General features: G+C 72.9%; 12 protein-coding genes. 4 read left to right on the top strand and 8 right to left on the bottom strand.

Annotation, left to right across the window (positions count from 1 at the left end):
• Positions 1-533: 533 nt before the first annotated feature.
• A complete protein-coding gene (pepN, locus tag AQI95_RS37785; protein ID WP_067134915.1) occupies positions 534-3,107 on the bottom strand; it encodes an aminopeptidase N in 2,574 nt (857 codons plus the stop codon).
• A 112-nt stretch (positions 3,108-3,219) separates the two neighbouring features.
• Between pepN and AQI95_RS37780 the strand changes: the two genes are divergently transcribed.
• A complete protein-coding gene (locus AQI95_RS37780) occupies positions 3,220-3,738 on the top strand; it encodes a DUF1203 domain-containing protein (protein ID WP_067134913.1) in 519 nt (172 codons plus the stop codon).
• 39 nt (positions 3,739-3,777) lie between these two features.
• On the opposite strand, the gene AQI95_RS37775 is transcribed toward AQI95_RS37780, so the two are convergent.
• The 3 genes from AQI95_RS37775 to AQI95_RS37765 all read right to left on the bottom strand — a co-directional run bounded on the left by AQI95_RS37775 (position 3,778) and on the right by AQI95_RS37765 (position 7,306).
• Positions 3,778-4,719 (bottom strand): LysR family transcriptional regulator, encoded by a 942-nt coding sequence (locus tag AQI95_RS37775; RefSeq protein ID WP_067134911.1) that lies wholly within the window; start codon positions 4,717-4,719, stop codon positions 3,778-3,780.
• Positions 4,720-4,736: 17 nt separating this feature from the next.
• Positions 4,737-5,657, bottom strand: coding sequence for a DMT family transporter (locus tag AQI95_RS37770; RefSeq protein ID WP_425264952.1), 921 nt, complete (start codon positions 5,655-5,657; stop codon positions 4,737-4,739).
• 104 nt (positions 5,658-5,761) lie between these two features.
• A complete protein-coding gene (locus AQI95_RS37765) occupies positions 5,762-7,306 on the bottom strand; it encodes an FAD-dependent monooxygenase (RefSeq protein WP_079071790.1) in 1,545 nt (514 codons plus the stop codon).
• Between the two features lie 115 nt (positions 7,307-7,421).
• On the opposite strand from AQI95_RS37765, the gene AQI95_RS37760 reads away from it, so the two are divergent.
• The gene (locus AQI95_RS37760) at positions 7,422-8,015 is read left to right on the top strand and encodes a TetR/AcrR family transcriptional regulator (protein ID WP_067134909.1); all 594 of its coding nucleotides are present in this window, start codon (positions 7,422-7,424) and stop codon (positions 8,013-8,015) included.
• A gap of 137 nt (positions 8,016-8,152) precedes the next feature.
• Here the strand turns inward: AQI95_RS37760 and AQI95_RS37755 are convergent, their stop codons facing one another.
• The 4 genes from AQI95_RS37755 to AQI95_RS37740 form a co-directional block, all read right to left on the bottom strand.
• Positions 8,153-8,428 (bottom strand): hypothetical protein, encoded by a 276-nt coding sequence (locus AQI95_RS37755; RefSeq protein ID WP_067134906.1) that lies wholly within the window; start codon positions 8,426-8,428, stop codon positions 8,153-8,155.
• A 58-nt stretch (positions 8,429-8,486) separates the two neighbouring features.
• Positions 8,487-10,613 carry a 4-alpha-glucanotransferase gene (malQ, locus tag AQI95_RS37750; protein ID WP_067134904.1) on the bottom strand — a complete coding sequence of 709 codons (2,127 nt, stop codon included), beginning with the start codon at positions 10,611-10,613 and terminating at the stop codon, positions 8,487-8,489.
• Complete coding sequence (locus AQI95_RS37745; RefSeq protein WP_067134902.1) at positions 10,614-10,847, bottom strand: hypothetical protein; 234 nt, start codon at positions 10,845-10,847, stop codon at positions 10,614-10,616. It abuts the gene before it with no gap.
• 392 nt (positions 10,848-11,239) lie between these two features.
• Entirely contained in the window at positions 11,240-11,776 is a 537-nt protein-coding gene (locus AQI95_RS37740; RefSeq protein WP_067134900.1) for an HNH endonuclease, read from the bottom strand.
• A gap of 326 nt (positions 11,777-12,102) precedes the next feature.
• Between AQI95_RS37740 and AQI95_RS37735 the strand changes: the two genes are divergently transcribed.
• Together AQI95_RS37735 and AQI95_RS37730 are read left to right on the top strand one after the other, a co-directional pair.
• Positions 12,103-13,212, top strand: a complete 1,110-nt coding sequence (locus tag AQI95_RS37735; protein ID WP_067134898.1) for a mechanosensitive ion channel family protein — start codon at positions 12,103-12,105, stop codon at positions 13,210-13,212.
• A gap of 140 nt (positions 13,213-13,352) precedes the next feature.
• On the top strand, positions 13,353-13,970 hold the full coding sequence (locus AQI95_RS37730) for a Uma2 family endonuclease (RefSeq protein ID WP_067134896.1): 618 nt from the start codon (positions 13,353-13,355) through the stop codon (positions 13,968-13,970).
• Positions 13,971-14,122: the final 152 nt, after the last annotated feature.

Below are 14,122 nucleotides of genomic sequence, written 5' to 3'. Positions count from 1 at the left end.
GGGGCGGGGTGGGGCCGCTGCGGCTGGGCTTCCAGGGGCCGGCCTACGGACGGATGCTGGAGGCGGTCGCGGCGTTCGAGGCGGCGGACCCGACCCGTTCGGTGGAGCCGGCGGAGATCCCGTTCGCGGATCCCTTCGGGGCGCTGCGGCAGGGCGCGGTGGACGCGGCGGCGGTGCTGCAGCCGGTGGCGGACCGGACCTCGTCCTGGGCCCGGTCTTCTCCCGCCGGAGCCGGACGGCGGCCGTCTCCCGCCGTCCGGCTCCGGCGGCCGGCACCCTCCAGGAGGCTCTCTCCCTCGCCGCCGCAGGCCGCGGCGCCCTCCTCGTGTGCCGTCCCACGGCCGCGTACCACCCTCGCGACGACGTCCGCTACGTCCGGGGCGACGGCGTCCCCGACTCGGCCCTGGGCCCGGTCTGGCACCGGGACGCCGAGACGGAGACGGTACGGGAGTTCGCACGGACGCCGGCGGCCGCGGCACCGGACACGACAAGGGCGCCCGGCACACACGGTCCGGGCGCCCTCGGCCGGTGCGCTACTCGGTCGCCGCCGCGTCCGCCGCCTGGGCCTTCAGGGCACGCTCGACGCCCGCGCGGGACTCCGAGACGAGGCGGCGCAGGGCCGCGTTCGGTTCGGCCGTGGCCAGCCAGGTGTCCGTCTTGGCCAGGGTCTCCGCGGAGACCTGGACCGTCGGGTACAGGCCGATGGCGATCTGCTGGGCGATCTCGTGCGAACGGGAGTCCCAGACGCCCTTGAGGACCTCGAAGTACGTGTCCGTGTACGACGCCAGCAGCTCGCGCTGGTCGGTCTGCACGAAGCCGCCGATCACGGCCTCCTGCACGGCGTTGGGCAGCTTGTCGGAGTCGACCACCGAGGACCAGGCCTCCGCCTTCGCCTCCCGCGTCGGGCGGGCGGCGCGCGCCGTCGCCGCGTGCCGCTCACCGGCCGCGGTCCTGTCCCGCTCGTACTCGGCCGCGATCTCCGCCTCGTCGAACCGGCCGACCGCCGCCAGCCGCTCCACGAACGCCCAGCGCAGCTCGGTGTCCACGGCCAGACCCTCGATGGTGTGGGTGCCCTCCAGCAGGCTCTCCAGGAGGTCCAGCTGCTCGGGGGTGCGGGCCGTCGCCGCGAAGGCGCGGGCCCAGGCCAGCTGGTGGTCGCGTCCCGGCTCCGCCGCGCGCAGGTGCGCGAGCGTGGCGTCGGTCCAGCGGGTGAGCAGGGCCTCGCGGGCGGCCGGGTCGGCGTACAGGTCGATGGCGAGCTTGACCTGGCGGTGCAGCGACTGCACGACACCGATGTCGGACTCCTTGCCGATGCCCGACAGGACGAGGGACAGGTAGTCGCGGGCCGCCAGCTCCGCGTCCCGCGTCATGTCCCAGGCCGAGGCCCAGCACAGGGCGCGCGGAAGGGAGGCGTCGAAGTCGCCCAGGTGCTCGGTGACGAACGCCAGCGACTGCTCGTCCAGGCGGACCTTCGCGTAGGACAGGTCGTCGTCGTTGAGCAGGAACACCGCCGGGCGGCGCTCTCCGGCCAGCTGCGGTACGGCCGTCAGCTCACCGTCGACGTCCAGCTCGATCCGCTGCGTGCGGACCAGCTTGCCGCTGCTCGCGTCGAGGTCGTACAGGCCGATCGCGATGCGGTGCGGGCGCAGCACCGGCTCGCCCTTGGCGCCGGCGGGCAGCGCCGGGGCCTCCTGGCGGACGGCGAAGGAGGTGACGACACCGTCGGCGTCCGTCTGCACCTCCGGGCGCAGGACGTTGATGCCGGCCGTCTGCAGCCATTTCGTCGACCAGGTCTTCAGGTCGCGTCCGGAGGTCTCCTCCAGGGCGCCGAGCAGGTCGGACAGGCGGGTGTTGCCGAACGCGTGCCGCTTGAAGTAGGCCTGCACGCCCTGGAAGAACTCGTCCTCGCCGACGTACGCGACGAGCTGCTTGAGGACGGAGGCGCCCTTGGCGTACGTGATGCCGTCGAAGTTGACGAGCACGTCGTCCAGGTCGCGGATGTCCGCCATGATCGGGTGCGTGGAGGGCAGCTGGTCCTGCCGGTACGCCCAGGTCTTCATGGAGTTGGCGAACGTGGTCCACGAGTGCGGCCAGCGCGAGCCGGGGGCGGCGGCCTGGCAGGCGATGGAGGTGTAGGTGGCGAACGACTCGTTCAGCCACAGGTCGTTCCACCACTCCATGGTGACCAGGTCGCCGAACCACATGTGGGCCAGCTCGTGCAGGATCGTCTCGGCCCGCACCTCGTACGCCGCGTCGGTCACCTTGGACCGGAAGACGTACTGGTCGCGGATGGTGACGGCACCGGCGTTCTCCATCGCGCCCGCGTTGAACTCGGGCACGAACAGCTGGTCGTACTTCGCGAACGGGTAGGCGTAGTCGAACTTCTCCTGGAACCAGTCGAAGCCCTGCCGGGTCACCTCGAAGATCGCGTCCGAGTCCAGGAACTCGGCGAGGGACGGACGGCAGTAGATGCCCAGCGGCACGCTCTGCCCGTCCTTCTCGTACACGCTGTGCACGGAGTGGTACGGGCCCGCGATGATCGCCGTGATGTACGTCGACATCCGCGGGGTCGGCTCGAAGGCCCAGACGTTGTCCTTCGGCTCCGGCGTCGGCGAGTTCGAGATGACGGTCCAGCCCTCGGGCGCCTTCACGGTGAACCGGAAGGTGGCCTTGAGGTCCGGCTGCTCGAAGGAGGCGAAGACCCGGCGGGCGTCCGGCACCTCGAACTGGGTGTAGAGGTACGCCTGCTCGTCGACGGGGTCGACGAATCGGTGGAGCCCCTCGCCGGTGTTGGTGTAGGCGCAGTCGGCGACGACCCGAAGGACGTTGCGCCCCTCCAGCAGCCCCGGCAGCGCGATCCGCGAGTCCTCGAAGACCTCGGCGGGGTCGAGCGCGTCACCGTTCAGGGTCACCTCGTGGACGCTGGGCGCCACCAGGTCGATGAAGGACTCGCCGCCGCGGACGACGTCGAAGCGCACCGTGGTCACGGACCGGTAGGTGCCGCCCTCCTGCGCCCCGGAGAGGTCGAGATCGATCTCGTACGAGTCAACGGTGAGCAGCTCGGCCCGCGCTTGCGCCTCTTCGCGAGTCAGGTTTGTGCCAGGCACGCGGTCATCTCCTCGTTATGTGTGGGTTGCGTCATCCTTCCATGGGATCCGCAGGGAACGCGATGTCCGGTTCCCGCCGGTGAGCGGGGCACCGGCGGCGGACGCTGGCCCCATGACGACGACGCACCGCACGATGGCACACACCGCCCGCCCCATCGCCCCCGAGGTCCTGCGGTCCCTGCGGGCCACCGATGACGCGGGCCGGCCCATGGCCCCGTTCACCGACGAGGAGGGCGGCGCCCCGCTGCGCTGCTGCCTGCGCCGCAGCGAGCCGGGCGAGGCGATCGCCCTGGTCTCGTACGCGCCGCTGCGCCGCTGGGCGGCCGAGACGGGCGCCCGGCCCGGTGCCTACGACGAGCAGGGCCCGGTCTTCGTCCACGCCGAGCCGTGCCCGGGCCCGTCCGGCACCGCCCTGCCCTTCGCACAGGCCCACCGCGTACTGCGCCGCTACTCCTCCGACGGCCGCATCCTGGGCGGCCGCCTGGTGAACCCCTCGGACGGCACCGAGACGCCATGCGAGGCGGTTTTCGAGACGGCCTTCGCGGAGGCCTTCGCCGACCCGGAGGTGGCGCTGGTGCATGTGCGGGCGGTGGAGTACGGGTGCTTTCTGTACGAGGTCCGGCGGCCCTAGGAGGTGCCGCGGGCACCGGTGGACGGAAACGAGCGCCGGTCAGGAGGCGGACACAGCCGTGCCGGGCGATGCCGAGGGCGGGGCGCCGGTGGCGGCCGCATCCCCCAGCGCCTCCAGCACGTGCCGCACCGCGCGCCCCGTCTCCCCGCCCTTGCGCACCGCCGCCGTCACATGGCGGACCGGGCCGTCCGGGCCGAGGTCTCGCATCATGACGCCGTCGCGGCGGGTCGCGGCCATTCTGGGGACCAGGGCCACGCCCATGCCCGCCTCCACCATGGCGAGGATGGCGGTCCAGCCGGAGGCCGAGTGGCCCTGGTGGGGGCTGAAGCCGGCCGCCTCGCAGGCGCGGCGGGTGATGTCCGACCAGGGGCCGCTGCCGCCGAAGATCCAGGAGTCGGTGGCCAGGTCGGTCAGGGTCAGGGCGGGGGCCGTGGCCAGGGGGTGGCCGGGGGGCAGGGCCACGTCCAAGGGGTCGGCCAGCAGCGGGACTTGGGTGAAGCGGGCATCCGCCGCGCTCGGGGCCTCGGCCGCCAGGGACAGGGCGAGGTCGACATCGCCGGCGGTCAGGAGGTCGTAGGCCTCCGCGGCCTCCGCCTCCCGCACCCGGACCGTCACCCCGGGGTGCGCTTCCCGCAGGGCCCGTACGGCCGGTACGACCAGGGCGGGGACGGCCGTGGAGAACGCGCCGACCCGGACCTCGCCCGCCTCGCCCTGGCTGTAGGCCGCCAACACGGCCTCCGTGCGCTCCAGTTGCTCGAAGACCGGCTCGGTGTGGGTGAGCACCAGGCGGGCCGCGTCGGTGAGCCGGACCCGTCGGCCCTGGGCCTCCAGCAGGGGTACGCCGAGCTGCCGGGAGAGGTTGGTGAGCTGCTGGGAGACCGCGGACGGGGTCATGTGCAGGGCCTCGGCCGTCGCGGTCACCGTCCCCCGCTCGCGCAGGGTGCGCAGGATCTGCAGCTTCCTGATGTCCCAGTCGGCCATGCGGAGAAAGCTACACGTCAACGGCGTGCCCCCGCGCCGAGCACCACCCCGCCCAGGATCAGCGCCATCGACAGCAGCTGCGGCCCTCCGGTCCGCTCGCCGAGGACCGCCCAGGAGAGCAGGGCCACGCAGACCGGCTGGAGGTAGTAGACGATGCCGGCGCGGGTGGCGCCGATCAGGGCGATTGCCTTGTTCCAGGCGAAGAAGGCGAGGGCGGAGGAGGCCACGCCGACGTAGAGGAGGGGCAGGACCGTGCCGGGGGTCGGGGTGAAGCCGCCCTGGACGGCGAGGCTGGCCGCCTGGACGGGGAGCAGGAGCACGGTGCCGATCAGGAACGTGGTGAACAGGAAGGCCGCACCGCCCAGTTCGGCCGGCCTGCGGCGCAGCAGCGCGCTGTAGCCGGCGAAGCAGCAGGAGGCGGCGATCATCCACAGATCGCCGGCCGAGAAGTGGGCGCCACCGCCGACGAGGAACGCCACGCCCGCGCAGGCGATGAGCAGGCCGGTGGTGCGCCGCGCGCCGAGCCGCACGCCGCCGAGGCGTTCGAACAGCGCCATGAGCACCGGCGAGGCGGCCATGATCATGCCCATGGTGGCGGCCGGGGTGGTCAGTCCGGCCTGGTTGACGAGGGTGTTGTAGACGGCCACGCCGAGCAGGGAGGCGAGGAGGACGTAGCGGGCGTGGCGGCGGATCGGCGCGCGCTGCCGCCAGGCCTGCCGGGCGCCGAACGGGGCCACGGCGATCAGGGCGATCACCCAGCGCCAGAAGGCGTGCTGGACGGGCGGGACGCTGTCGTGCAGGCCTCGGGAGGTGACGAAGCTGCCCGACCAGACGACCGTCGCGAGCGCGGCGCAGGCGAGGCCGAGCAGAGGGGCGGCCGCCTCGCGCGAGCGGCGGGCGGCGGGCGGGGTGGCGGTCCGGTGCGGGACGGCGGTCAACGGGGGTCCTTTCGGGAGCGACGGCAGGAGCGGTGGTGGATGCGTGCTCCTACCGTCACAGGCGCCGACCTGTCAGGTCCATCGAAAGTTTTCGATTGATCTTTTCAGGAAACCTGAACGATCGCGCACCCCAGGTGGTGGGTCACGGCCGCCTCGATGCCGGCCTCGGTGGCGGCGTCGGCGGCCCAGGCCGCGTATCCGTCGGGGCGGACCAGGAGGGTCGTACGGCGGTCGCTCGCCCAGCGGGCCACGACCAGCCGGTCCGCGCGGCCGGCTCCCGCCCCGTACGGCTCCGGCGTGATCAGGAGGAACCGGCCGCCCCGCAGCGCCTCGTAGAGGCGGCCGCCGCCGGCCAGGGCGACGTCCGGGACGCGGGTACCGGTGAGGCGGTGGGCGCCGCGGGGTGCCGGGTAGCGGTAGCCGAGGCCGGTGACCTGGGCGGCGAACGCGCGCCGGGCGGGGCCGACGGCGTTCAGGAACGCGGTGAGCGCGGCGCGCGCCGCACGGGTCCAGGGGCGCCTGGCCATGGCGAGCCGGACGATCCCGCCGCTGCTGCGCACCACCGCCCTGCCCACCGGGTGCCGCTCGGCCTGGTAGGTGTCGAGCAGTGCGGGGTCCGCGTGGCCGGTGGCGACCGCCGCCAGCTTCCAGCTCAGGTTGGCCGCGTCCTGGAGCCCGGTGTTCATGCCCTGGCCGCCGGCCGGGGTGTGCACGTGCGCGGCGTCACCGGCCAGGAAGACCCGCCCGACCCGGTAGGCGGGAGCCTGGCGTTCGTCGCTGTGGAAGCGGGACATCCAGCGGGCGTCGTACATGCCGAGGTCCCGGCCGAGGGCGCGGCGGGTGATCTCCCGGACCTCCGCCAGGTCCAGCGGCTCGCTGTCGGGGACGTCGCGGCCGCGACACCAGCCGATCACCCGGTGGTAGCCGTCGCCGAACGGCGCGAGGAAGGCGAAGGCGTCGCCCACGGCGTTGACGGTGAGCAGGTCCGGCGGCTCCTCGGCGAGCCTGACGTCGGCGAGGACCACGGACCGGAGCACCGACTTGCCCGGGAAGGGCAGCCCGATCGCCGTCCGTACGGCGCTGCGCATGCCGTCGGCGCCGACGGCGTACGCCGCCCGCAGGCGCTCCGTACGCCCCTCGGGCCCACGCGTCTCGACGGTCACCCCGTCCCCGTCCTGCGTCAGCCCGGCCACCTCGGTCTCGTACCGGAAGTCGACGCCCGCCTCGACCGCCCGCCGCTCCAGGACCTTCTCGACCTCGTACTGAGGGAGGGCCAGGACGTGGTTGAACCGGGAGGGGAGGGCGGACAGGTCGATGCCGAGCCGGGAGAAGAGACGGAGGTGTTCGAGCGGCTGCCCCACGGACTCCAGGTCCTCGGCGAGGTGGCGCGCGTCGAGCTGTTCGAGGGTGCGGGCGTGCAGGACGAAGGCGCGGGAGAGGTTGCTGATCCTGTGGGGGCGCTTTTCGAGGACGGTGACCGGGACGCCGGCGGCGGCGAGGTCACCGGCGAGGAGCAGGCCGGTGGGGCCGGAGCCCACGACGACGACGGTGGCCGGGGTGGCCGGGCCGGCCGGGGAGGGGGTGGCGCCGGTCGCACGGGCGGTGCCGTTGTTGCCAGTGATGCCGTTGTTGCCAGTGGTGCCGGTCATGGTGACCTCCTGGATGCCAACGCTTGTTGGTCAACGCTTGTTGGCAACGGTAGAACCGGGCCGCCCGGGGCGTCAACACTTGTTGGCCCACACATGTTGGCCTACGCTTGTTGGCATGACCGGCAACACCCCTGCGGACAGCAGCGGCCCGAACCAGGCACGCCGCTCCGCCACCACCCGCGCCGCCATCCTCGACGCCGCCCGCGAACGGTTCGCCGCCGACGGCTACGAGCGGGCCACCATCCGGGCGATCGCCAGGGACGCGCACATCGACCCGTCGATGGTGATGCGGTACTTCGGCAGCAAAGAGGGGCTGTTCGCGGCGGCCGTCACGCTGGATCTGCGGCTGCCCGACCTGACGCGGATACCGCGGGACGAGGTGGGGCGGGCGCTGGTGGACCACTTCCTCGGCCTGTGGGAGGGGAACGAGGATCTGACGGCCGTCCTGCGGGTCGGCGCCACCAATGAGGCCGGGGCCGAGCGGATGCAGCGCATCTTCCGTGAGCAGTTGCTCCCGGCGACCCGGCAGGTGTGCCCCGACCCCGAGCAGGTTCCGGCACGGGCCGCGCTGTGTGCGGCGCAGCTGCTCGGGCTGGCCCTGACCCGCTATGTGCTGCGGCTGCCGCCGGCGCGGGAGCTCACCTACCAGGAACTGCTGGCGTGGCTCGGGCCCACCGTGCAGCGCTACCTCACCGCGCCGAACCCCTGAGCCGCACCGCCGTACGGCACAACGCCGGGGGCGCCGACCTCACCCGGGTACGGCTGTACGCGCGTACCGGTGGGAGGTCAGGCGCCCCCGGCGGAAGAACCGGGGCCAGGTGCCCCGGCGGAAGAACCGGTCTCCGGTCAGGCCTTGGCCTTGGCCTCGGAACTGGTGGTGGCCGAGGGCTTGATCGTCCTGATCTTGGACTTGTCCAGCGCCATCACGAGGCCGGCGATGACCGCGAACAGGGCCAGCGGAAGCAGCACGTAGAGGCCCAGCGTCTGGACGACGCTCAGACCGTGGCCGGGGTCGTCGCCGTCGTCGCGGGTCAGCGCGAGCGCGGGGGACGACATGAGCAGCATCATCAGCGTCGTACCGGCGGCCAGGGCGCCGGCGCGCAGGGCGTTCTTCTTGTCCACGATCTCAAGTTAGCGAATGATCCCGAGGGGCGCGCGCCCGGGGTCCCGTAGCGACGATTCACCCGCCTTCGACCTGTGTGGGGCCTTCGGCCTGTGCGAACACGGCGAGCAGCGCCCTGAGTCGGGGCGCGGCCGTCAACTCCTGCAGCGGCACCGGCCGGCCGTCGCGGTCGGCGATCGGCAGCCGCCAGTTCGGGTACTGGTCCCAGGTCCCCGGGAGGTTCTGCGGGCGGCGGTCGCCGACGCCGTCCGGGAGCCAGACGCCGATCAGCCGGGCCGGGGTGCGCAGCAGGAAGCGGTGGACGGCGCGGATCTCCTCCTCCTCGTCCGTGCCGGGCGGCCCGGCGGCCGTCAGGTCCAGCAGGCCGAGGCTGCCCAGCAGGGCGAGCCACTCGGCGGCGTCGGCGGTGGCCTCGGCGCGTTCCTCGACCGCCGGGCGGGTGAGCAGGCCCAGGCGGTCGCGCAGGTCGACGTGGTCGCCGGTGAGCCGGGCCGCGGTGGGCGGCAGATCGTGGGTGGTGGCGGTGGCCAGGCAGTCGGCGCGCCAGCGGTCGGGGGGCAGGGGGCGCCCGTCGCCCTCCCAGTCGCGTTCGAACCACAGCACCGAGGTGCCGAGCACCCCGCGCCGCTGCAGCGTCTCGCGCACACCGGGCTCGACGGTGCCGAGGTCCTCGCCGATGACGACGGCGCCGGCGCGGGTGGCCTCCAGGGCGAGGATGGCGAGCATGGCGTCGGCGTCGTAGCGGACGTAGGTGCCCTCGGTGGGCGGGCTGCCCCGGGGGACCCACCACAGCCGGAACAGGCCCATGACGTGGTCGATGCGCAGGGCGCCGGCGTAGCGGAAGAGGGCGCGCAGGAGGTCGCGGTAGGGGGCGTGGCCGGTGGCGGCGAGCCGGTCGGGGCGCCAGGGCGGCAGGCCCCAGTCCTGGCCGCGGGAGTTGAAGGCGTCGGGCGGGGCGCCGACCGAGGTGCCGGCGGCGAAGACGTCCTGCTGGGCCCAGGCGTCGGCGCCCGCCGGATGCACGCCGACGGCGAGGTCGTGCACGATCCCGACCGGCATCCCGGCCTCCGAGGCGGCTCGCTGGGCGGCGCGGAGCTGGCCGTCGGTGAGCCAGGCCAGACGGGCGTGGAACTCGACCCGGTCGGCGAGGTCGGCCCGCGCACGGGCGGTGCCGGCCGAGCGGGGGTCGCGCAGGCCGTCGGGCCAGTGGTGCCAGTCGGAGCCGTGGACCTCTGCGAGGGCGTACCAGGTGGCGTGGTCGTCGAGGGCCTGGCCGTGGGCGGCGCGGAAGTCGTCGTAGGCGGCCTGGCGGCCGGGTCCCAGCGGGACGGCCAGGACCGGTTCCAGTGCCGCGCGCTTGACCTCCCACACCGCGTCCCGGTCGATGAGGGCGCCCTTGTCGAGGACGGCGGCGCGCAGCCGCTCGGCCCGCTCCAGCAGTGCGCTCAGCCGCTCGCGGTCCGCGACGTACGCGAACTCGGGGACGGCCTCGACGCGCAGATGGACGGGGTCGGGGAAGCGGCGGGAGGACGGGCGGTACGGGGAGGGGTCGGTGGGGGCGCCGGGTACGGCGGCGTGCAGCGGGTTGACCTGGATGAATCCGGCGCCGGCGGTGCGGCCGGCCCAGCCGGCCAGTTCGGCGAGGTCGCCGAGGTCGCCCATGCCCCAGGAGCGGCGCGACAGGAGGGAGTACAGCTGGACGAGGAGGCCGTAGGAGCGGCCGGGCGGGGTGGGCAGCCGATCGGGGGCGACGACGAGGTGGGCGTGGCCGGTGCGCCCGTCGGGGGCGACGGCGGTCAGCCGGTGCACACCGAGCGGGAGATCCCGGCTCACCTCCCGCCCCTCTCCGACCTCGGTCACCCGCGGCTCCTGCCCGTCCTCGGTCTCGACGCGCAGGCGGGTGCCTGGCGGCAGTGCGGCGAGGGCGGCGGGGCCCTGCGGGTCGCCGGTCCAGTGGACGACGGTCGGCGGCAGCAGGCGCTCGCGCAGCTCGCGCTCGCGTGCGGCGAGCGCGGTGCGGACGGCGCCCCGGCCGGCCGCGTCGACGCCGAGGGCGGCCAGGGCGGCGACCACGGCGGAGGCGGGGACCGGGACGTCACGGCCCGGGGCGGGGCTGTAGGAGGTGGCGACGCCGTGCAGTTCGGCGAGCCGGGACAGGTCCGCGTCCTCGAACGCCGCGGCCATCTACACCCCCGCACCGAAGGCGTCGGACTCGCTGGTCAGGGGGGTGGCGTCGGCGAGCGGCGGCTCGCTGGTCAGGGGCTCGAGGTCGGGCAGTGGCGGTTCGCTGGTGAGCGGGGCCTGGGCGCAGGCGCGCTCCGCGCTGAAGACGGACAGCAATGCCTCGTCGGTCGCGGCGGACTGCTCCGCCACGGGTTTCCACTGGGCCGGGATCGGGAGTCGAGCCGGTGCAGCCACGCGGGCCCCCTTCGGGTCGGTCGGGATGGTGCGGCTTTGAACGGGTTACGGCAGGCCTACCCCGAGACGGCGTGCGCACTCGCTCCCGTCCGCGGAGCACCTGAAAGGGCTGCCGTGATCCGGCTCCGCGAAGGTGATCGGCACAGGGGGTGTGGGGGGACTGCCCCGCCGCGTGGTGGCCGGCGGGAGCACGACGGGTCGGGCGAGGGCGGCGCCGACCGCGTTCGTCCCGGGCGCGGCCGTGTACGCCGGACGGGGTGCGTGCCCGGCCTGAAAGGGCGCGGGGCGGCGGACGAGGGGCGTGGGGAACTGCGCGACCGGCCACGACCCGGCCGCAGCCGCCGGACAACCACCGCCACGCCCCCTCACAGGCGCAAAAACACGGCCCGGATCTAGGCAGATATGCCGTCGATCCGGGCCAGGGCATCGTCCGCGCCGTATGGCTGCAAGTACGGCAGCCAGCGCGGATCCCTATGCCCGGTGCCGATGATGCGCCAGGCCAGCCCCGAGGGCGGAGCCGGTTTGTGGCGCAGCCGCCAGCCCATCTCGACGAGGTGTTTGTCGGCCTTCACGTGGTTGCAGCGGCGGCAGGAGGCCACCACGTTGTCCCAGACGTGCTTGCCCCCGCGGCTGCGCGGGATGACGTGGTCGACGCTGGTTGCGACGCCACCGCAGTACATGCACCGGCCTCCGTCGCGGGCGAAGAGCGCGCGGCGGGTGAGAGGAACGGGCCCCCGATAGGGAACCCGGACGAATCGCTTGAGCCGGACCACGCTGGGTGCGGGGACTGTGACGGTCGCGCTGTGCATAAAGGCGCCGGATTCCTCGAGGGAGACGGCCTTGTTCTCCAGGACGAGGACGAGCGCGCGGCGGAGCGGTACGACGCCGAGCGGCTCGTACGACGCGTTGAGGACCAGGACATGCGGCACGGGTGCCTCCTTGGGCGTCGGCGGCGCGTGGCTCGCGCCGGGACGATCTGCAGTCAGTCTCCCCTCATGCCTGGTGGAAGCGCCACCATGTCCCGGTAACGGGCTGGGAGTGTTTTCGACCACACCCGATTCATCCCCCGGATCATGGCCTGTTCAAGCCAGGGTGAGTCCCGTCTCTCCTGCACCCCTCCTTGGCGGATCCGACTGGGGCACGCACAATGCCCCGTTAGTGTGGTGGTCCAGTCCGTCCGGTGATCTTTTCGTGACCTTGCAGACCTTGACCGCCCCACCGGAACGGACCGTGCAGCACCTTGGAGGTACCTGCCGTGTCGTCCTTGCCCGCCGTCCTGCTGGCCGCCGGTGCGTCGCCGACCCCTTCCCCCGCTCCCTCCGGATCGACGGCTCCGGCCGTGCCCTCGCTCCAGGACGCCCAGGAGAGCGCGACGCACGCGGCGAGCTGGGTCGAGCAGAACTGGTCGACATGGCTCGCGATGGGCCTGCGGATCCTGCTGATCGTGGTCGTGGCGGTGGCGCTGCGCTCGGTGGTGCGACGGGCCATCAGCAAGCTGATAGAGCGGATGAGCCGTACCGCCGAGGCCGTGGACGGCACCGCGCTGGGCGGGCTGCTGGTCAACGCCGAGCGGCGGCGCCAGCGGTCGGCGGCGATAGGTTCGGTGCTGCGGTCGGTGGCGAGCTTCCTGATCCTCGGCACGGCCGCGCTGATGGTGCTGTCCACCTTCAAGATCGACCTGGCGCCGCTGCTGGCTTCGGCCGGTGTGGCAGGTGTGGCGATCGGTTTCGGCGCCCGGAACCTGGTCACGGACTTCCTCTCCGGCGTGTTCATGATCCTGGAGGACCAGTACGGCGTCGGTGACGTGATCGACGCGGGTGTGGCCACCGGTGAGGTGATCGAGGTCGGGCTGCGCGTGACCAAGCTGCGCGGCGCGGACGGCGCGATCTGGTACGTCCGCAACGGCGAGGTCAAGCGGATCGGCAACCTCTCGCAGGGCTGGGCGACGGCGGGTGTCGACGTCACGGTCCGCTCCGGTGAGGACCTCGACAGGGTCAAGGAGACGCTGGACGTGGTCGCCGAGCACATGAGCAAGGAAGAGCCCTGGAACGAGATGCTGTGGGGCCCGATCGAGGTGCTCGGCCTGGACTCGGTCCTGATCGACTCCATGGTGGTGCGGGTCTCGGCCAAGACGATGCCCGGCAAGGCGCTGACGGTCGAGCGGGAGCTGCGCTGGCGCATCAAGCGGGAGTTCGACGCGGCGAACATCCGCATCGTGGGCGGCGAGACGGCGGCGGAGGACGCGGACACCCCGGACCCGGCGGCGACGGTGTCGGCCCCGTCGGCGTTCTCCAACGCGGACTCCCCGCAGGCGAAGGCGACGACTCCGATAACTCCGCAGCAGCCGGAGCCTCCGGTCAAGTAACGAGCGGACCGTTTCAGCACGCTCGTTCGAGTGAACAGGTGGGGCATTCCGGCGCCGAGGGCGCACGGGGTGCCCCATCGTTCTGCCGGGGCGCCCGAGGCGGGCTTAGCCTGATATCAGCGCGACAAGGAGAACGAGCGATGAGCGCCGAACCTCTCATGGAGCCGGTGATGACCCAGGACCCCATCGACCTGTTGAGCGCGATCGAAGAGGCGTCGGTGGCGCCGATTCGACCGGAGTACGTCGAGGGGACGGTCATCGTGCCGCCGCAGCCGAACGACAACCACAACGACGGCGCTTTCGAGCTGGGCTTCCAGTTCCGGGCCGCCGGATTCCGCCTCGTGGGCATGGGCAACGGCTATCGCGCGGCCCACGAGGACGGCAGGACCATGGCCCTGATCATTCCGGACTTCTACGTCCGCCGCCGTCGGCCGAGCGAGCTGGACGAGTCGTACCGCAAGGCCAACAAGGGCTGGTACCCCATCGACATGATCGCCCTCGTCGGCGAGATCACCTCCACCAACCACGAGACCGACACCGGTCCCAAGTTCCGCACCTACGCAGCCGCCGGAGTCCCGATCTACGTCCTGATCGACCGCCACTCCAAGACCGCCCATTGCCACACCGACCCCGTCCTCCCCGGTGACGACCCCACCGAGGCCTACTACATGACCGACACCAAGGTCACCCTCGGCGACCCCCTCACTCTTCCGGCGCCGTACCCCACCCTCGACACCACCCCCTTCCTCGACGACTGAGCTCCCGGACCATCGGGCCCGCGAGATAACGACTCCGTTTCCTCGGCGCCGCCGTCTATTGACGCCCCCTTCGTCCTGGGCTTACGTTCCTCCCACCCGAATAGGAAAGTTTCCTAACAATGATCTTGGCTGGACGTCCGGCCGAAGTCACT

Origin of the sequence: Streptomyces yokosukanensis (assembly GCF_001514035.1) — a bacterium.
GTDB classification, from domain to species: domain Bacteria; phylum Actinomycetota; class Actinomycetes; order Streptomycetales; family Streptomycetaceae; genus Streptomyces; species Streptomyces yokosukanensis.
The sequence above is the reverse complement of the archived record's forward strand: the minus strand, read 5'-3'. Positions and strand labels throughout refer to the sequence as shown.